Genomic DNA, 18,546 nt, shown 5'->3' on the forward strand with positions numbered 1-18,546 from the left:
TACCTCATAAATCATAAGGCGGGGAAAATTCCCGCCTGTTGAATTTTATGAAGTTTATGTATGGCCTTCATCATTTTCTTGTTCAGAAGTTCCATCACTGACATCCATGTTAGCAGGAGCAGCAATGGTTGCAATGGTAAAGTCTCGATCTTGGATGATGGGAGTCACACCTTTTGGCAATTGCACTGCTGAAATATGAATAGAATCACCAATAGAGTAACTAGAGAGATCAATTTCAATAGCTTCAGGAATAGCATTTGCTGGAGCAGTACATTCAATTTCGTGTCGTACAATATTGAGCACCCCACCCTTTTTAAGTCCAGGTGCTATATCTTCATTGAGGAAACGGACAGGAATATTCACTTCTACAAAGGATTTTTCTGAAATACGTAAGAAATCTACATGGAGAGGAAAATCACGCACGGGATCTAATTGATAATCTTTTGGTAAGACCATAATTTTTTGCTTGTCAAGAACAATCGTTGCAATAGTTGTACGAAAGCCACCGGCGTGAATTTTATAGAAAATTTCTTTATAGGGCACTGTTATTGTCAAAGGAGGTTGTTTTTCACCATAAATGACAGCAGGAATAAGACCGTTGCGGCGAAGTTCACGGGAGGACCCCTTACCAACCCGCTCGCGTTTTTCGGCCTTAAGAGTATAGCTTTTGCTCATAATATAAGTCCTTTATTATATGATTGGAGATCCTTCAAAAACAATAACAGTTTTTGCATGGATATGAAGATATACGCTGATAAGTCGCGATCGCTCCACTCTGCGTTGCCTCCAAGGGTGTCTACGCAGAAGTTTATTTTATAATTCAAACTATTCATAGATGCAAGAGTTGTGGGAAAAATCGATGATTTCTACCGTTAAAAAAGAGGAAATGCTACAAGTTATGGTGTGGATGGAGAATCAACCAATATGCGCTGATATGTTCAAAATTAAACACTGGAGATGTTATGAAGGTTGAGATTGCCTTGGGTGAGAAGTCAGAGAGTCGTGTTTTGCATAAATCTATGCCGGCACTCCTTGATTTGGAAGAATTATTGGCGACACGTCTTCTTGTACAAGGTAATTCCGGTTCAGGGAAATCACATCTTTTACGCCGTCTTTTGGAGCAAAGTGCTCAGTGGGTGCAGCATTGTGTGATTGATCCAGAAGGCGATTTTGTAACTTTGGCAGATAAATTTGGTCACGTTATTGTAGAAGCTCAACGGAGCGAATTAGAATTGACACGGATTGCCCATCGTATTCGACAACATCGGGTTTCGGTAGTATTTAACCTTGAAGGTTTGGATACGGAACAACAGATGCGTGCTGTGGGAGCTTTTCTTGGGGCACTGTTTGATGTGGAGCGTGATTATTGGTATCCTATGCTTATCGTTGTTGATGAAGCACAATTGTTTGCTCCAACTGCGGCAGGGGAAGTTTCTGATGAAGCACGTAAGATTTCTCTTAGTGCTATGACCAATCTTATGTGTCGAGGCCGTAAACGTGGTCTTGCTGGTGTTATTGCGACACAACGTTTGGCTAAGCTTGCTAAAAATGTTGCTGCTGAAGCTTCAAACTTTTTAATAGGGCGGACTTTTTTAGATATTGATATGGTGCGCGCTGCCGATCTTTTGGGAATGGAGCGTCGCCAAGCGGAAATGTTTAGAGATCTTGAGCGGGGGCATTTTATAGCTTTAGGCCCCGCTTTATCGCGACGTCCTTTACCAATCATTATTGGCTCTGTTGAGACTTTTGCACGCTCTTCTAGTCCCAAATTAATGCCACTGCCAACAGAGCGGAATGATGTACAAGAACTCGTTTTTACCGCTTCACCAGAGGAAATTTTAACGCCATTTAAACAAATACGAGAGCCGGTGAGGGAAAAATCAATGCATGAGATGTTAGAAGAGGTGGTACATAAAAAACAAGAGTTATTGGAAGAAAATCCGAGTTTATTTCCTGAACTTTCTAATATTGAACGTGATGGCCAAGCAGAACATGTTATTCGGGAAATTCTTGAGGATCCTGAGGCGTTTTATCGTTCAACAGCGGTACTTTATCAAGATTTTTTGGTTCGTTGCCGTATCCATGGTATGTCAAAGATTCCTTTTAATCTTTCACAATTTCGACGTAAATTGGCGATTGCTCAAGCTTTTGTCGATGAACAAACAGCTGTTAGTGAGCACTGGAAACATATTTTACAGATATCAGAAAGTTTGGAAGATGATGTTCAAGGAGTCTTCTTGAATGTAGCACAGGCCGCATTGAGCGGGAAGCCATGCCCATCCGATGCATTTTTAGCTCGTCTGTACGGGACTCATTCTTTAAGCCGTGCACGTCGGCTTTTAACCTATTTTGAAGAACGCGGATTCATTATTATTCATACGCACTTTAGTGGTCAACGCATTGTTGCATTTCCTGGTCTTGGTGTTGAAACGGCACCTGGAGATCCCAAAGAACCACTTTAACCAAATAAGCTTGAAACGGATTGTTCTGCTGCTGTCCTTGCTATTGCTTCTCCAATGAGATCAGCAATGGGCAGAACGCGAATATTATGAGCTTTCTCAATGGCTTGTGTTGGCATAATCGAGTCTGTAATAACTAATTCTTTCATTTCTGAATTAGCAATTCGCTCGATCGCATTACCAGAAAGAACACCGTGCGTGATATAGGCCGTGACACTATTGGCGCCATGTTTAAGCAAAGCACTTGCTGCATTGCATAAAGTTCCACCGGAATCAACAATATCATCCAGCAAAAGACAATCTTTTCCCGATACATCTCCAATAATATTCATCACTTCTGATTCACCGGGGCGTTCGCGACGTTTATCCACGATAGCAAGCAAACTGTTCAAGCGCTTGGCAAGCGAGCGAGCACGTACCACACCACCCACATCAGGTGAAACAACAATAACATTTTCAAGAGAATAATGCACTTTGACATCGCGAGAAATGACAGGAACAGCATAAAGATTATCTGTAGGGATATCAAAGAAACCTTGAATTTGTCCTGCATGAAGGTCCAATGTTAAAACGCGATGGGCGCCTGCTTCAGCAATCAGGTTGGCAACAAGTTTTGCAGAAATGGGAGTCCGTGGTCCAGGTTTTCGATCTTGGCGGGCATAGCCAAAATACGGTATCACTGCTGTAATGCGACGTGCAGAAGAACGACGAAGAGCATCAATCATGATGAGCAACTCCATCAAATGATCATTCGCGGGATAAGATGTGGATTGCAAAACAAAAACATCTTGTCCACGGACATTTTCATGTAATTCTACGAAAATTTCTTGATCAGCAAAGCGTTTTACAGTTGCCTTTCCTAAGGGAATATTCAAATAATTTGTAACATCTTCAGCTAGGCGTGGATTAGAATTTCCGCAGAAAAGTTTCATAGTAGAGCCTCTAAATAATTATAGTGGGAATGCGACACGGTTTTTAATTTTTTTTTACTAAATTGCAAGAAAACAATTACAAAAGCATTACAATTTTATTAATTATTGTTAAAGAATTATGCAGTGTATTTTCTTTTTTTCTCAAATTTTGTTCCTTGTAGAGTTAATTGTTGAAATTATTAAGAAAAAACAAAGGATATAATTTCGTATGGAGGTACCTGTAAGAGAAGGACTTATTTATTTGTTGTGATTATTGGGCAATAAGATTGCTTAAAGAACTTTGTTATAAAGCTCCATTTAAATATATAGCTCTTTTATTAAAAAAATGAGACAGTTCATAATATGATAAATTTTATTGCCTAATTTAAAAATATTTTTCATCGTTATAAATTTTTCTATATTATTTGTTTTAAGGTTGCTTTTTTCTATCGTGATGCGGATCATATTTTTTATTTTTGTTGGTGTTTTTAGGTGTTTTCTAAAGTCGATGGCTTTTGTTTATAGATATAATGAAGGCAATGGAGATATTTTAAATCATTCAATCTAGTTTTTTCTGCAATACTTAATTTAGAGAAAAGCTTTAATGATATTTTATTAAATAATTAGGTTATTATAAATAAATGTTGAAAAAATGCGTTAGTTTTATCTCTCATGGCTACCGTTTTCATGTTTTGTGAAGCCAATGAGAATTTTTATGAAAAAAGCATAGTATAAAGGAGCTTACTTATTTTATTGGCGTTATTTTGTTTACCGTTTTGATCTTTTTGTGAGGAAAAAATATTTATTATCTATTTCAACATAATAGCGGAAATTTGTCGACCATAATCAGATTCGTTGCGGTGTATTGCACGTCGATAAGAAAAAAAATGCTGTTCATCTTGATAGGTACAAAGCTCTACACAAGAAGCATCAACGCCTGCTTTTTTTAGTTGATTTATAATAAATGCCCATAGATTAAAACGAAATTGATTGACTTTTTCTGTTTTGAAAAAATATTTTTGAAATTTACTATGGTATTCAATAAATTGGTTGTAGAATTCACTTGTTACTTCGTAGTTGTGTGGGCCAAGACAAGGTCCCAAAACTGCTGTTATTGATTGTCTTTTGGCTCCTTGTTTTTCCATAACAGCAATTGTTTTCTCGATAATTCCATTTAAACTGCCTCGCCAACCAGCATGAGTTGCAGCGATGACACCAGCTTGTGGATCAGCAAACAGAATGGGGCCACAATCTGCTGTAAGAACCCCAATAACGAGACCTGGTGTGGTTGTAACAAGAGCATCAGCTTTAGGAGGTGCACCGATAATTGCTTGATGAGCTACGACAACGTTACAGGAGTGTATTTGATTAACCGTGACTAAATTTTGTATCTCAATAGAAAAATAATTGGCAATCAAAAGACGATTCTGTACAATATGTTCAGGTTGATCATTTGAATTTTTCCCAACATTAAGGCTATGATAAAGTTTTTTTGAAACACCGCCTTGACGTGTGAAAAATCCATGTTTTATTCCATGCGTTTGTAAAACAGAAAGATTTTTTGCAAGGATGGGATGAGGAGTAGGTCTCATAAAAGTTCCTTATGGATATTATTTGAAATGAAGTTGGAGATGTTCATATTTGTCAATGAATATTTCAGAGAGTTGTGTGTTTTTTGACAAAATTTCCTATCATCAAAATTGGGGAGGTATGGGAATGTTTTTATCACTAAAATGTAAAACTTTAAATAATTTGCCCATTTGATCTGGACTAGCAAGCCGTTCGATGTCTTTGCGGATTTTGTCTTGCAAGGAAGCGCTTTTACCCACTCCAAGTTGTTTTGCACGCTCCAGTAACCCCATTTTAAAAAGAAAATCTCCTTGCTCGAAGATTTCAGCAAAACAACCTTGTTTAAGGGCTATGTTTTTTAAAAAAGAAAAATTAACATGGGATGTTAAATCATGTTCACCAGGCGCTTCAAAAACATTACAAAATCTATGTTTTGAGAGCGCTTGTAACGTATCGCCAAAGGCAAGATCACAAGCACCATAGTCGATAAGTAAAGCGGAACCTGTCACTTGTACTAAATGGTAGCTGATTTGTTGCATGAATTGATCTCGTAAAGGGGAATGTTCAAAAATTGTTCCGTCAGGAACCTTAGAACAATAGGTTTGCAGACAAGAAGAAGGAAGTTTATGCGGGGTAGCAATAAAGATCAAATCTTCATCTTGATTGATTGTAATGCAGCGCTCTTTCCATTCTCCATTGACTTTAATATATTGGTTAATAGGGAGTGTATCGAGGAATTCATTGGCAATGAGGAAGAGAGGTTTTGAAGGAATTTGATTAAAATTTTCAATGCTATGAATTTGCTTTTGATAACAACAAAGCCGTTTTTTTTGTTCTTTTGCGAGTTTTTTACTTATTTCGATCAGAAAAATTTCGGCAGCATTAAAGGCTGTTGTAGAAAGCTTTTGGATAGTGCGTAGAATGTCATCCATCAAAGTTCCACGTCCTGGACCTATCTCAGCGAGAATAAAAGGATGAGGACACTCTTGAGCTTTCCAGCTCGCAAGAATCCAAATGCCAATCATCTCTCCAAATAGTTGGCTCACCTCCGGTGCTGTTATGAAATCACCAGCACACCCAAAAGGCGTTTGTGTTTGATAATAACCAAATTGGGGGTCTGTAAGTGCCAACGTTATATATTGGCTAACGGTGATTGGTCCATGAAGGGCAATAATTTCTTTAATCTTTTCTTTGAGACTGGTCATTGTTTGTCGATTTATATGCAAAGGCATGGAGAAGGAGATAAAACCCTAAAAAAAACATGGGAAGGGATAAAGCCATGCCATAGGTAAAACCAGTAAGCTGGAAAAGGGCCGAAAACCATTCTGGATCTTCTTGAGGGGCACGGTAAATTTCAGAAATGCTGCGGGCTATTGCATAACCTATAATAAACATTCCTGATACAATACCAGAACGTTTTAATGCTTTGGAAACAAAAATCAGAAGATACAGAATGACGAAGAGAAAAAAGCCTTCCATGAATGCTTCATAAAGTTGGCTTGGGTGACGCGGTAGATAGAGTGGGTCGAGAGGAAAACAAACAGCCCAAGGATGTATTGTCGTATTGCCCCATAACTCTTGGTTGATGAAGTTGCAGATTCGTACAATACCGATACCAATAGGAGCACCTGCAGCAATGATATCAAACATAGCATATATGTTAATATGATTCTTATGGGCAAACCAAATCATTGTAATGGTAATACCAATGAGTCCGCCATGAAAGGACATTCCCCCATCCCATACGGCGATGATGGCACTTGGATGATTGAAATAGTAAATGGGATCCCATACAAGGACCTGTCCTAAACGGCCACCGACAACAATACTTATGGCAGACCAGACAACAAAATCCCCGATCTTCTCTTTATCCATAGGGGGACGGTTTCTATGCCATAGAGATGTTTTTTTTAATAATTTTTGCGCATACCACCATGCAAAAAGAATACCTACCATATAACCAAATCCATACCAATGAAGAGCTATAGGACCCATCTGGATAATGACAGGATTAAGAAAAGACGGAAAAGCAATGGCTGGACAGACAGGATTGTTCATGAATTAAACATTTTGCAATTATGTGAGATGGATATGAAGTGACTCTAATAATCAGAAATGACAGATGGATGCGCAATGGTCAAGTCAGGAGAGAGACAAGTTAGAAAGGGAAATAGATTTCCACTAATTTATCATGGTAAAAAAATTATGGTGATAAAAAAAATTATGGTGATAAAAGGAATATAAAATTTTTTAACCAAAATCGTCATGAAAAATCTGGAAAGTAGAATGAAAGGAACAAATTACCGTACCTGAATGTTATTATAGTACGTGCATCAATTTAAAATTTAAGGAAAAATGTTATGCGTAATGGATCAAACCGTATTCTTGATGAATTAGCAAAATTAGCAACAGATGCCGTTGGCGTTGCGCAAGGTATACGACGTGAAGCGGGAACCGCTTTTCGTGTGCAGGCTGAAAAGGTAGCAAATAAACTTGATCTTGTTTCACGTGAAGAATTTGAGACCTTTAAGGAGATGGTGCTAAAAGTTCATGCTGATAATGCTGATTTGAAAAGTCGCCTTGATGATTTAGAAAAAATGCAGACACGAGAAAAGTAAAATAATTTCTTAAATAAAGGAATCTTCAAAAAATATCCCCAATTTTTCGAGGTGATACATAAAACTAAAAAATGCTTAATCTTAAGTCTATTAGAGAGGAGCATTTGTTTATTTTTGATTTTTTTGGGTAAAAATACATTTTTTTGAATCAGGGGGGCTGGCGCTATGAAATTGTATCAATACACTGAAGAAATCTGGTGATTCGTTTTGTGATTATCAGGTTGCCCTGAAGAGTGCGATTGTGTTCTGGGGGGGTAATGTTTTTAATGTATGCTTGTTTGGTGTAAAGTTTCTTATTGTAGCAAAGTATTGTTACAATTTAAGCGGTTTATATTCTGTTGACAATGTTTTAAGATGATTGAGGATTGTAATGAGGCTTGCATTTTGCGCCACAGAAAGAAAAGAGCATCCTGTTGACTTTATCGAACAGATTGCTTGTGAATATGATTGGTCGTTTGAGCGGGATGCGCAAGATGAAATTAGTGTTTGTGTAGAAGGAAAACGGGCAAATTATCGTCTTGCTTTTTCATGGATGGAAGAGTACGAAGCGCTTCATTTGGCTTGTTCATTTGACCTTTCTATTGACAATGCTCGAACAGCTGAAATACAACGCTTATTACTAGCGATTAATGAGAAGTTGTTGTTGGGGCATTTTGATTACTGGAAAAGGAATAATTCGGTTATTTATCGGCAAGGTCTTCTTTTGGCTGGTGGAGTGCATCCATCCCATATACAGGTTGAAACGTTGTTAATACACGCACTTAAAGCTTGTGAGAGCCATTATGTTGCCTTTCAGATGGTGGCTTTATCGGGAGAAAGCGCTTATAAGGCATTGCAGTACGCTTTGTTTGAAACTGTAGGGAATGCCTAAAATATCAAGTCTATTATTTTTTACAGATGGTTTGCTGAAAGATTGCTCATAGGGGGATATCAAGAATAGCGCGTAATCCCCCGAGAGGACTCTCATCTAGTTGTATATTGCCACCATGGCTGCGTGCTATGTCTTGGGCAATAGAAAGACCAAGTCCTGTGCCACTTGCATCTTGATTGCGTGCCTTATCAATTCTGAAAAATGGTTTAAAAACTTCTGTACGCATATTTTTATGAATTCCAGGCCCATTATCGTCAATGATCAATATGAAAGATTCTTGTTGAGAGTTGGCTGTTAGTTTAACGATTGTACCGTAACAAAATGCATTTGATACAAGATTACTAACCAAACGTGTGAAAGCACGAGGGCGTACCTGTATTTCTTTAGAGCCTTCAATGGTATAAAAAAATTGACGTTTGTGAAGATAAGCATCGGCGGAGAATTTCTGCATAAGAGCATTTAAATCAAAATTCTTGACACTTTCACTTCCTTCACCTCTGGCAAAAGCAAGATAATCTTCTAACATATTTTGCATATCATTGACATCTTGTTCAAGCGGTTTAATATCAGAGTCATTATTTGCTAATGCTAGCTGAAGTTTAAAACGTGTAAGAATAGTTCTTAAATCATGGCTTACACCTGAGAGCATCATAGTGCGTTGTTCTATTTGACGTTCAATACGTTCGCGCATACGTAAAAAAGCAATGCCTGCACGACGGACTTCATCGGCTCCTTGTGGTTGAAATCCTTTTGGTAAAGGACGACCTCGTCCAAAACTTTCAGCTGCTTCAGCGAGTTGTTGAATTGGTTTTATTTGATTGCGCAAGAAATAAATTGCTATCAGTAATAAAACAAGAGCTGTTCCTACCATCCAGCTTAAAAAAATAGCGGTATTAGAAGCATAAGCTTGGCTGCGTGGAGCAAAGACGCGCAAGATATTATGATCAAGGTGGATACGGATTTCAACAAGATCAGAATCTCCTACGGTATCAATCCAGAAGGGACGGTTGATTTGGCGGGTGATTTCTTCACTTAGAAAATAATCAAGAATTGCAAAAAATGGCTTAGGTCCTGGTGGGGGTAAGGGGGCAGGAGAGAGAATAGAAATGTTTAATCCCATACGTTGTTGTGCAATACGCTTGATATCTTCATAGTTATTTTGTTGTGGATATGTTTCAATAATATCAATAATGGCTGAAATATCATGTACAACAGCAGTTGAAAGGCGCTCCGTCACCATTTGCCAATGACGTTCCATAAAGACATAAGCAATAACCGTTTGTAGAAGTACCATGGGAGCGATAATAATGATCAAGGAGCGAGCATAAAGCCGTTTAGGCATCTTTTTCGTTAACCACCGAAAAAACAATCTTAAAGGTTTGATCATTCTTGCGCCTATTCAATTGAGAGCTTATACCCTATTCCTCGCACGGTTTGTAGCCATATAGGCAATGCTGGATTTTTTTCGATCTTACGACGAAGGCGGTTGATTTGTACATCAATGGCACGTTCACTGATGGTGTTGTCATCTATTGCAAATTGATGACGTGGGATAATGTCACCAACATTTTCGGCAAAAATGACCATCATTTTTCGTTCTTTATCGGTTAATTTAATAATTTCTCCTCCTTTTTTAAGTTCACGCCGTGAAATTGAAAATATATAAGGACCAAAAACGATTTGCTCAATTTTAGGTTGGCTAAGGGGAACACCTCGTCGTAAAATGGCGTTGATGCGAAGGAGGAGTTCACGAGGGTCAAATGGTTTAGCCAGATAATCATCTGCGCCTGCTTCTAATCCACGGATACGATTATCTGTTTCTGATAAAGCTGTTAGCATGAGGATAGGAACATCTTTTGTTTGGCGGAGTGAATGGGTAAGGCTGATCCCGTTTTCACCAGGCATCATGACGTCAACAATAAGAAGATCAAAATCTAAACTTGCTAACAATCGTCTTGCTTCATTGGCATTAGCTGAAACTGAAACACGAAATCCATTTTTAATGAGAAACTGAAATAAAAGATTGCGAATACGTGTATCGTCATCAATCACAAGAAGATGAGGAGCATCGTCACACAAAACTTGAACGTGATTGGTCATTCTTCAAAACCTTTAAACAGAGTTTTCAAAAGATCTAACTTTACATAAGTTGCATAAAGCTGTCGAGCAGGCTATTCTATAGAAAGGAGAAAATGTTTCTTGTAAGCTTAAAAAGGATTTCATGAGTTATTTTAGTACCCATATTATTCCCGTTACGCCTTTTCAGCAAAATTGCACCCTGCTTTTTGATAAAGAACAAAAAGGAGGAGTTTTAGTGGATCCTGGTGGAGATTGGCTTCGAATTCAAGAGGTCATAAAAAAGAAGGGTATCAACGTTGAAGCGATTTGGATAACGCATGGTCATTTTGATCATGTGGGAGCAGCAATGCAAGCAAAAGAAGCCCTTGGCGTTAAAATTATCGGTTCACATTGCGATGATAAGCCTGTGATGGATGCTGTTCGTGAAAGTGCAAGAAGCTATGGGATCACTGATGCTTCTGTTTGTATTCCTGATCAATGGTTAGAAGATGGTGACAGTGTCCATTTTGCCAAACATGTATTCAAGGTTTTTCATACTCCAGGACATTCTCCTGGTCATGTTATTTATTTTAATGAAAAAGAACGTTTCGCTTTATTGGGTGATGTTCTCTTTCGTGGTTCTATTGGGCGGACAGATTTTCCTTTTTGTTCTCATGAAAAATTAATGAAATCACTTAGAGAAAAAATTTTACCTTTAGGTGATGACGTTCGTTTCATCTGCGGGCATGGTCCTGGAAGTTATCTAGGTTATGAGCGCCAATGGAATCCTTTTCTTCAAGAGCTCAATGTATGATTGAAAAACGCTTGAAGCGTTTTTCAATCATTTGAAATTTAGCAAAGCAAAAGTTAATTTAATGGAGCATAGCAAAAGTGGTCTTGTCCATCGTATCCTCGAAAAGTACCTGTTTGGGGGTTAAATGAACGGTATTTTTTCTTGCAATATCTAAGCCAGCCATGAGTCCATGGTTGCTGGAGCGGTTGGTATGTAGCTGTTGATTGGGATTCATAAATGATTTGGGTTTCAGGAACTTGTTGATATACCACTTGCGGGATTTCTTGATACACGACCTGTCTTTGTGGCGCGGGTTGGTAGATAATTTGTGGCTGTTCTGTTTTTTTCAAAACATTGCCAAGAACTGCTCCGGCTGCGAGACCAAGAATACCTGCTGCTAAGGCGTCTCCTGAGTTATTGCGCGTTACGTGATGTTCATGTATATGATGATGGGTTGTTTTTTTGCGCTCGACATGACGATATGTTTTGTGTTCAACATGATGACGATGGTGTTCTCGCCTTTTATGGTCTACATGATGATGGGGGTGAGCATGAGAAGAGTGATGTCTTTCAAAAGTAGAACGGCTGTTAGAATTATAAGAAGGGAAATGTGCATTCATTCCTTTCTTCATGTCTTCTATTTGCTTATTCATATTTTTTCTCATATCATTTATTTGTTTTTCAATGTGATTTTCACTATGCATCCATTGGTTATCGGCAAGCACTGTACTTAGTGGCAACAAAATGGTTGCTGCTGATACCGCCGATAATACCGCTAGTTTAGTAGATTTTTTCATAGCGACACTCCTTAACTTAAATTCATATTTCTTACATTGTACATGTGACAAACTGAATATAATCTGAATAACTTTTGGTTTTATTTTGACAAAACGACTAAAGAGCTATTTAGTTGACAAAAAACGATAAAATAAACAAAAAATAAAGATGCTTTTCATAAAACACTAATTTATTTATGTTAATTGGCAAAAAACACATTTATAAAATCTTATTTTTTACAAAATAACAAAACTTTTTATTGAATAGATAATTCTTGCATCAGATGATTCCATATAACTTAAAAATAAAATCTGAATCAAAGATATCATGAATGATATCATAGTTTTATAATTTTATGATAAGGAAATATTTTACATTTTAGGGTAGATAAACCATTATTCACTTTCCGATAGGTTAAGTTATTTAGAAGAGTAAGAAAAAATTAGTGAGCAAAGAATTTTTCTTCAAGAGATTTACAGTTTTGCTTGCTGAAAAAAAAATGGTTATCGTAAAGATTTTTACAATAAGGTTACTGTTTTATTTTACCATGATACTGTTCATCTGTTTTCTATAATTTTATTATAGTTTTTTATTAACAGAGAGTTTGTGAAAAAAGAAGTGTTTTGTGGAGAAAGTTTAAGAGTTTTGTTACTTATTTTTATGAATGTATTCTTCAACTTTTAAAGTGCATTAAACTGGCATATTTTTATTGATCAATAAAAATCATACCATATGTTACCATATGTAAAGCGTAAAGATAAAAAATCACTCTTATGTTGAGTTCCTTTTTTTAATTCGGTTTTACGATTTTTAAAAGCATTCACATGCAATGTTTTTAAAAGAAAAGATTATATATTGCTTTAGGCTATTGTTTATCGTGTTCTTCAAGGACATGCTCTTTATGTAAGACGAAAAGCAATGTGTGTATTCAAAATATTTCTTGTTATTTTCACTCCCATTTCAACATATTGCTCGGAAAGGGTATGCAGCATCATCTTGACACTTAATAAAGGTACAAGGGGAATGACATCATTATATTGAAGAATTCTTCATTATTTTAATGAAAGAATATCATGGTACTTTTTCTTCTTATGCAATATAAAAAACGATAAATTATATTTATAAATCAATTTTGAGGCCATAAAAAAACATTCTCTTTAATTTGTTATTATTGATTTGGAACTTAGTCATGCTTTTAGAAAAAATTATAGCCTTTTAGTCTAATATATTTAATAAAGAAAATTATTTTAAAAAATAATATTAGAAAAAACTAATATTTGAAGTTTTTCAAATATTATTTTTCTTTTTTTAATTTTTCTAAATGTTGGTATCCATGACTGCATCTTTGTGATTAAGATTTTTGTTACCTAAAAGTTAATAGGATGATGGGAGGGGTTTCACTATACTATTTTAAGGCTCATTCGCGATTACCAGTTCTATTTTTTGGAGTTGTTTTATTTCATCACGAAGTCGTGCTGCTTCTTCAAAATTGAGATCTGCTGCTGCTTTACACATTAATTTTTCTAAAGATTGAATATGGATTGCTAAATTGTTACGATCTATATTATTTCGCGTAATAAACTCAGGAATATTTGTAAGAGTTTTGATATTTTCATTGTCTGCATAAAGAATATCGTCGATGTTTTTTTTGATACTGGTTGGTGTGATATGGTGCTCTTTATTATAGGCTATCTGTTTTTGTCGACGTCTTTGTGTTTCTTGTAAAGCACGTTCTATAGAGCCTGTCATTGTATCGGCATAAAGAATAACACGACCATCTACGTTGCGTGCGGCACGTCCAATGGTTTGTATGAGAGAAGTTTCTGAGCGCAAAAAACCTTCTTTATCGGCGTCTAGTATGGCAACAAAACCGCATTCAGGAATATCTAAACCTTCTCTAAGGAGGTTGATTCCAATGAGGACATCAAAGGCGCCAAGCCTTAAATCACGAAGAATTTCAATACGTTCTAATGTATCAATGTCAGAATGCATATAACGTACACGAATACCTTGTTCGTGGATATATTCCGTTAAATCTTCAGCCATACGTTTGGTGAGGACGGTCACTAATGTGCGGTAGCCTTTTTGAATAGTTTTATGAATTTCATTGATAACATCATCGACTTGAGTGCATGCTGGACGAATTTCTGTTTCTGGATCAATAAGTCCTGTTGGGCGAATGATTTGTTCAGCAAAAACACCATGAGATTGTTCTATTTCCCAATGCCCAGGTGTTGCGGAAACAGCAATTGTTTGTGGGCGCATAGCATCCCATTCTTCAAAGCGCAAAGGACGATTGTCCATGCAGGAAGGGAGACGAAAACCATATTCTGCTAAAGTTGCTTTTCTACGAAAATCACCACGATACATGCCACCAATTTGAGGAATGGTTACATGGCTTTCATCGATAAAAACTAGGGCATTAAGTGGAATATATTCGAATAAAGTTGGTGGTGGTTCACCGGGATTTCGTCCTGTTAAATACCGTGAATAATTTTCAATTCCCGGACATGAACCAATCGTTTCTAACATTTCTAAATCAAAAATTGTACGCTGCTCTAAGCGTTGTGCTTCTAAAAGGCGTCCAGCTGCATTCAATTCATCAAGGCGTTGAACGAGTTCTTTTTTGATCAGTTTCATTGCCTGATTTAATGTTGGTCGTGGTGTAACATAGTGTGAATTAGCATAAATTTTAATGGATTGAAGATCATCTGTTTTTTGTCCCGTTAGAGGATCAAACTCCGTAATTTTTTCTACTTCATCGCCAAAGAGCGAGATACGCCAAGCACGATCTTCAAGATGGGCTGGAAAAATTTCAATTGTATCCCCTCGGACACGAAAGGAACCACGAATGAAATTGATATCTTGTCTGTGATAGTGTTGAGCAACTAAATCAGTTAAGAGTTGCCGTTGATTAAGCCGATCCCCTTTTTCTATTTGGAAAGTCATGGCTGTATAAGTTTCTACGGAACCAATTCCGTAGATACAGGAAACAGATGCAACGATTATAACGTCATCACGCTCTAAGACAGCACGTGTTGCAGCATGGCGCATTCGGTCGATTTGTTCATTAATAGAGGATTCTTTTTCAATATAAGTGTCAGAACGTGCAACATAGGCTTCTGGTTGATAATAGTCGTAATAAGAAACAAAATATTCAACAGCGTTATGAGGAAAAAAACTTTTAAATTCCCCATAAAGCTGTGCAGCTAAAATTTTATTGGGTGCTAAGATAAGAGCTGGACGTTGTGTTTTTTCGATAACTTTTGCCATCGTATAGGTTTTTCCCGAGCCTGTAACTCCCAAAAGCACTTGCGTACGTTCGTTTTTTTTAATTCCCTCAACTAAAGATTTAATAGCTTGAGGCTGATCTCCCGCCGGTTTAAAGGATGTTTCGAGTTGAAACGGAATACCGCCTTCAGACTTTTCAGGACGAATAGGGCGGTGAGGTGTCCATAATGCACCATTCTTAAAAAGAGGATTACCTGAAGCAATGAGAGCAGAAAGAGCTTCTACTGTTGCAGTAACACCATTTTTCATTGTTGTATCCTTTGATAGAAAAGTGCTGGTAATTTTAAAGGAAATACTAATTTTTACAATTTTATTGCGATAACTGCAAAAGGTTATTTAGCAGTTTCGTTTTGGTTTACTGGGTATTACATAGGATATTAATCAAGTTTTTTATGAGACGCATTCTTCAAATTATTTCTTTGGAGGGAACATATTTGTGGTTGTTCGTGAATATTATTGCATTTTTACTATGATGATGTTCAAGAGGGCACAGTTTATTATGGCTGTTATGGAGAGTAATCATATGTGGTATGTTTTGGAATTAAAGACTATGGTTTTGGAACTAAAGACACCGTGTATATGTGATAAAGATCATTTCCATTTTTAAATGAAAGATAACGAGATGACACCCAACCTATTTGAGCGTTATATCGGATATGACACCAATTTCCTTCACAATTTTTAACAAAGACCAATTTTCCTGCAGAGATTGAACCGTAAAGTGCATACTGAGTGCTGGGACCTGTTCTAAAATTAAGATTCTTCGTAACAAAGGCATCTGCTGCTTTAGAAATTGTTGTGGCTAAAAAGAAAGAGCCAAACATAAAAAAAAATATGATTTTCTTCATTTTACGGCAAAGACTTCCTATCATTTTCTCTTTGCAACACATATGACCTCTTTTTCCAGATTATGATAAAACAAAAAAAAATACAACTCTTTCTTCTTTAGGAAATTTTCAGGAGGAGAGAGAAGTTTAACGTTTTCAATACAAAAATGAGATATTTTAAGCACTATTGGTGTATGTTTTGTTTCCTTTCATTATTTTTATATGGAAAACGAGGATACTGTACTATATAATGGGAAATATCGTAGTTTTCGGATTCCAAAAGCAATTTTGGAAGCCGTTTTTTGTATTTTTATTAAACTTTCCGTGTAATAGAAAGGGACGGATTATGGAAAAAGTTCCGATGACTACAGCTGGTTTTGAAAGTCTTAAAGAAGAGTTGCGTTGGCGTCAACAACAGGAACGTCCGCGAATTATTGAAGCAATTTCTGAAGCGCGTGCACATGGTGATTTGTCAGAAAATGCTGAGTATCATGCAGCTAAAGAAGCACAAAGTCATAATGAGGGGCGTATAAATGAGCTTGAAGATTATATCGCGCGGGCAGAAGTTATAGATGTCTCGCGTCTTTCAGGCGACAAAATAAAGTTTGGAGCAACTATTAAACTCTTGGATGAAGATACTGAAGAAAAAAAGGTGTATCAGATTGTAGGGGATCAAGAAGCTGATGTAAAAGTTGGTAAGATCTCTATTTCTTCACCTATTGCACGTGCCCTCATTGGCAAGCAAGAGGGTGATGTGATTGAAGTGAATGCGCCCGGTGGTGCACATAATTACGAAATCATTAAGGTTCAGTACATTTAAACTATATCTAAATTGTTATGCGTGTGTCTTTGGAAGAAACTGAGATTATTGCACCTCACTTTAAAAGGCGTTTATCGGGAGTGACATCTACGATTATTCAGCTTATTCCATTGCAGCACGAACAGGGGGTGCTTATATCCACTTTGGGATTTGGATTACCTCAAAGTTTACCGGCTCTTGCCTTTAGGGACCTTTTCAGACTTTGGAAAGGTCCGAAAGGCAAGCCGTTTCGTATTTGGCATGCACGACGCAATATTGAGATGCTTTGTGGGATCTTTTTGCGCGATATCTTGAAAATGAAGCTGAAACTTATTTTCACATCGGCTTCTCAACGCCATCATAAGCCTTTTACCAAATGGTTGATTCGCCGTATGGATAGAGTTATTGCGAGCAGTACACACACGGGTGCCTATTTAGAAGTTCCTCATAAGGTTATTATGCATGGGGTGGATGTGAGGCGTTTTTCTCCACGACAAACTCTTGATGATTATTTTTCCTCATCTGGGTTTCCTGGAAAATATGCCGTAGGGTGTTTTGGACGTGTACGCTACTCAAAGGGAACAGATTTATTTGTTGATGCAATGATAGCATTATTGCCTCATTATCCTGAATGGACAGCACTTATCGCTGGTCGTACGACAGGGCAACATTATCATTTTGAAAAAGAGTTACGCCAAAAGATTGCTAAAGCTGGTCTGAATGATCGCATTATTTTTCTTGGTGAGATTCTAGACACACCTTTGTGGTATCGTCGTTTATCACTTTATGTAGCACCTTCTCGTACAGAAGGTTTTGGTTTAACACCCTTAGAGGCAATGGCATCACAGATTGCAGTTGTAACGAGTGATGCGGGAGCTTATAAAGAATTAGTAGTAGAGAAAACAGGAACGGTTGTAAAAGCAGGAGATGGCTCGGCTTTAACAGCAGCGATTGAACCTTATTTTGCTGATATAGAAAAAACATTAGCTGCAGGAAAGAAAGCTTTAACCCATGTTCGTACTCACTTTCCTTTGGAAAAGGAGGCAGCCGAGATTGAGAATGTTTATAAAGAACTGTTTGCAGAAAAAACACTTTAAAGGATATCATTTCAAAATCTTCTCGAGGAGTGATAGAATGTGTTTTGCTTAAAGGTTTTTCATAATCATCAAGAAAGTAGCTCAATTATATAAATGTTATTTCAAAAGATTTATCATGTTTTACTTCAGTAATATTTTTAATATAAGAAAATAATGTTTTAATTTTTTAAAGTTAAGAGATTTAACCACCATCTCAAGGGTGTTATGCTAATATTATTATATTTTCATAAGAAAAATATACAACAAAAAATGTTTTCTTATCTTAAAAGATTATAACGGTATTCTTTTCATGAGAGTATATTTTTGAAGATGTTTATAGTATTTTCACAGATAAAATAGTCATGTATGTTTTCAATAATAGCAATTCATAATAAAATATGTTCTAAGATTAAGATATTGATATTATATAGATAATTTATATTTGTAATTTGAATAAGATATTGGATTATCGTGTAATTCTTTCATATCAATTCTGT

At 36.7% G+C, this 18,546-nt stretch carries 16 protein-coding genes; 6 read left to right on the plus strand and 10 right to left on the minus strand.

Annotated features, from left to right (window positions below; translation table 11 throughout):
* Window positions 1-54 precede the first annotated feature (54 nt).
* The gene (locus MCY_RS03520) at window positions 55-675 is read right to left on the minus strand and encodes a 50S ribosomal protein L25/general stress protein Ctc (RefSeq protein ID WP_007346995.1); all 621 of its coding nucleotides are present in this window, start codon (window positions 673-675) and stop codon (window positions 55-57) included.
* A gap of 287 nt (window positions 676-962) precedes the next feature.
* Here MCY_RS03520 and MCY_RS03525 point away from each other — a divergent pair, with 287 nt between their 5' ends.
* Window positions 963-2,462 carry a helicase HerA domain-containing protein gene (locus tag MCY_RS03525; protein ID WP_007346996.1) on the plus strand — a complete coding sequence of 500 codons (1,500 nt, stop codon included), beginning with the start codon at window positions 963-965 and terminating at the stop codon, window positions 2,460-2,462.
* Here MCY_RS03525 and MCY_RS03530 read toward each other — a convergent pair.
* From MCY_RS03530 to lgt, 4 genes are all read right to left on the minus strand, one after another.
* Window positions 2,459-3,391 (minus strand): ribose-phosphate pyrophosphokinase, encoded by a 933-nt coding sequence (locus tag MCY_RS03530; RefSeq protein WP_007346997.1) that lies wholly within the window; start codon window positions 3,389-3,391, stop codon window positions 2,459-2,461. The two genes, MCY_RS03525 and MCY_RS03530, sit on opposite strands and share 4 nt — an antisense overlap.
* A 788-nt stretch (window positions 3,392-4,179) precedes the next feature.
* Window positions 4,180-4,962: a peptidoglycan editing factor PgeF gene (pgeF, locus tag MCY_RS03535; RefSeq protein ID WP_007346998.1), complete on the minus strand. Its 783-nt coding sequence runs from the start codon at window positions 4,960-4,962 to the stop codon at window positions 4,180-4,182.
* Between the two features lie 102 nt (window positions 4,963-5,064).
* A complete protein-coding gene (locus MCY_RS03540) occupies window positions 5,065-6,144 on the minus strand; it encodes a class I SAM-dependent methyltransferase (RefSeq protein ID WP_026088000.1) in 1,080 nt (359 codons plus the stop codon).
* Complete coding sequence (lgt, locus tag MCY_RS03545) at window positions 6,119-6,997, minus strand: prolipoprotein diacylglyceryl transferase (protein ID WP_007347000.1); 879 nt, start codon at window positions 6,995-6,997, stop codon at window positions 6,119-6,121. The genes MCY_RS03540 and lgt overlap by 26 nt, the downstream gene beginning before the upstream one ends.
* A 302-nt stretch (window positions 6,998-7,299) precedes the next feature.
* Between lgt and MCY_RS03550 the strand changes: the two genes are divergently transcribed.
* Both MCY_RS03550 and MCY_RS03555 read left to right on the plus strand, forming a co-directional pair.
* On the plus strand, window positions 7,300-7,557 hold the full coding sequence (locus MCY_RS03550) for an accessory factor UbiK family protein (RefSeq protein ID WP_007347001.1): 258 nt from the start codon (window positions 7,300-7,302) through the stop codon (window positions 7,555-7,557).
* Window positions 7,558-7,927: 370 nt separating this feature from the next.
* Window positions 7,928-8,428, plus strand: coding sequence for a type III secretion system chaperone family protein (locus tag MCY_RS03555; protein WP_007347002.1), 501 nt, complete (start codon window positions 7,928-7,930; stop codon window positions 8,426-8,428).
* 46 nt (window positions 8,429-8,474) lie between these two features.
* Here the strand turns inward: MCY_RS03555 and MCY_RS03560 are convergent, their stop codons facing one another.
* On the minus strand, window positions 8,475-9,815 hold the full coding sequence (locus MCY_RS03560) for an ATP-binding protein (RefSeq protein ID WP_007347003.1): 1,341 nt from the start codon (window positions 9,813-9,815) through the stop codon (window positions 8,475-8,477).
* Between the two features lie 8 nt (window positions 9,816-9,823).
* Complete coding sequence (locus MCY_RS03565; RefSeq protein WP_007347004.1) at window positions 9,824-10,528, minus strand: response regulator; 705 nt, start codon at window positions 10,526-10,528, stop codon at window positions 9,824-9,826.
* 121 nt (window positions 10,529-10,649) lie between these two features.
* Here MCY_RS03565 and MCY_RS03570 point away from each other — a divergent pair, with 121 nt between their 5' ends.
* Window positions 10,650-11,300, plus strand: a complete 651-nt coding sequence (locus tag MCY_RS03570) for an MBL fold metallo-hydrolase (protein ID WP_007347005.1) — start codon at window positions 10,650-10,652, stop codon at window positions 11,298-11,300.
* Window positions 11,301-11,353: 53 nt separating this feature from the next.
* Here MCY_RS03570 and MCY_RS03575 read toward each other — a convergent pair whose 3' ends face one another.
* The 3 genes from MCY_RS03575 to MCY_RS03585 form a co-directional block, all read right to left on the minus strand.
* Window positions 11,354-12,076 carry a BA14K family protein gene (locus MCY_RS03575; protein WP_007347006.1) on the minus strand — a complete coding sequence of 241 codons (723 nt, stop codon included), beginning with the start codon at window positions 12,074-12,076 and terminating at the stop codon, window positions 11,354-11,356.
* Window positions 12,077-13,466: 1,390 nt separating this feature from the next.
* The gene (uvrB, locus tag MCY_RS03580) at window positions 13,467-15,596 is read right to left on the minus strand and encodes an excinuclease ABC subunit UvrB (protein WP_007347007.1); all 2,130 of its coding nucleotides are present in this window, start codon (window positions 15,594-15,596) and stop codon (window positions 13,467-13,469) included.
* Window positions 15,597-15,895: 299 nt separating this feature from the next.
* On the minus strand, window positions 15,896-16,237 hold the full coding sequence (locus tag MCY_RS03585) for an SH3 domain-containing protein (RefSeq protein ID WP_007347009.1): 342 nt from the start codon (window positions 16,235-16,237) through the stop codon (window positions 15,896-15,898).
* Window positions 16,238-16,520: 283 nt separating this feature from the next.
* On the opposite strand from MCY_RS03585, the gene greA reads away from it, so the two are divergent.
* Both greA and MCY_RS03595 read left to right on the plus strand, forming a co-directional pair.
* Complete coding sequence (greA, locus tag MCY_RS03590) at window positions 16,521-16,994, plus strand: transcription elongation factor GreA (RefSeq protein ID WP_007347010.1); 474 nt, start codon at window positions 16,521-16,523, stop codon at window positions 16,992-16,994.
* A 17-nt stretch (window positions 16,995-17,011) separates the two neighbouring features.
* Window positions 17,012-18,070, plus strand: coding sequence for a glycosyltransferase family 4 protein (locus MCY_RS03595; RefSeq protein WP_007347011.1), 1,059 nt, complete (start codon window positions 17,012-17,014; stop codon window positions 18,068-18,070).
* Window positions 18,071-18,546: the final 476 nt, after the last annotated feature.

Source organism: Bartonella rattimassiliensis 15908 (assembly GCF_000278215.1).
In the GTDB taxonomy this organism is placed as follows: Bacteria; Pseudomonadota; Alphaproteobacteria; order Rhizobiales; family Rhizobiaceae; genus Bartonella; species Bartonella rattimassiliensis.

Bases quoted from the DNA above. Each gene is read 5' to 3' on its own strand.
- MCY_RS03550 (WP_007347001.1), top strand. From the start codon at position 7,300: ATGCGTAATGGATCAAACCGTATTCTTGATGAATTAGCAAAATTAGCA.
- MCY_RS03555 (WP_007347002.1), top strand. From the start codon at position 7,928: ATGAGGCTTGCATTTTGCGCCACAGAAAGAAAAGAGCATCCTGTTGAC.
- greA (WP_007347010.1), top strand. From the start codon at position 16,521: ATGGAAAAAGTTCCGATGACTACAGCTGGTTTTGAAAGTCTTAAAGAA.
- MCY_RS03595 (WP_007347011.1), top strand. From the start codon at position 17,012: ATGCGTGTGTCTTTGGAAGAAACTGAGATTATTGCACCTCACTTTAAA.
- MCY_RS03520 (WP_007346995.1), bottom strand. From the start codon at position 675: ATGAGCAAAAGCTATACTCTTAAGGCCGAAAAACGCGAGCGGGTTGGT.
- uvrB (WP_007347007.1), bottom strand. From the start codon at position 15,596: ATGAAAAATGGTGTTACTGCAACAGTAGAAGCTCTTTCTGCTCTCATT.
- MCY_RS03530 (WP_007346997.1), bottom strand. From the start codon at position 3,391: ATGAAACTTTTCTGCGGAAATTCTAATCCACGCCTAGCTGAAGATGTT.
- MCY_RS03585 (WP_007347009.1), bottom strand. From the start codon at position 16,237: ATGTGTTGCAAAGAGAAAATGATAGGAAGTCTTTGCCGTAAAATGAAG.
- MCY_RS03525 (WP_007346996.1), top strand. From the start codon at position 963: ATGAAGGTTGAGATTGCCTTGGGTGAGAAGTCAGAGAGTCGTGTTTTG.
- lgt (WP_007347000.1), bottom strand. From the start codon at position 6,997: ATGAACAATCCTGTCTGTCCAGCCATTGCTTTTCCGTCTTTTCTTAAT.
- MCY_RS03560 (WP_007347003.1), bottom strand. From the start codon at position 9,815: ATGATCAAACCTTTAAGATTGTTTTTTCGGTGGTTAACGAAAAAGATG.
- pgeF (WP_007346998.1), bottom strand. From the start codon at position 4,962: ATGAGACCTACTCCTCATCCCATCCTTGCAAAAAATCTTTCTGTTTTA.
- MCY_RS03565 (WP_007347004.1), bottom strand. From the start codon at position 10,528: ATGACCAATCACGTTCAAGTTTTGTGTGACGATGCTCCTCATCTTCTT.
- MCY_RS03575 (WP_007347006.1), bottom strand. From the start codon at position 12,076: ATGAAAAAATCTACTAAACTAGCGGTATTATCGGCGGTATCAGCAGCA.
- MCY_RS03540 (WP_026088000.1), bottom strand. From the start codon at position 6,144: ATGACCAGTCTCAAAGAAAAGATTAAAGAAATTATTGCCCTTCATGGA.
- MCY_RS03570 (WP_007347005.1), top strand. From the start codon at position 10,650: ATGAGTTATTTTAGTACCCATATTATTCCCGTTACGCCTTTTCAGCAA.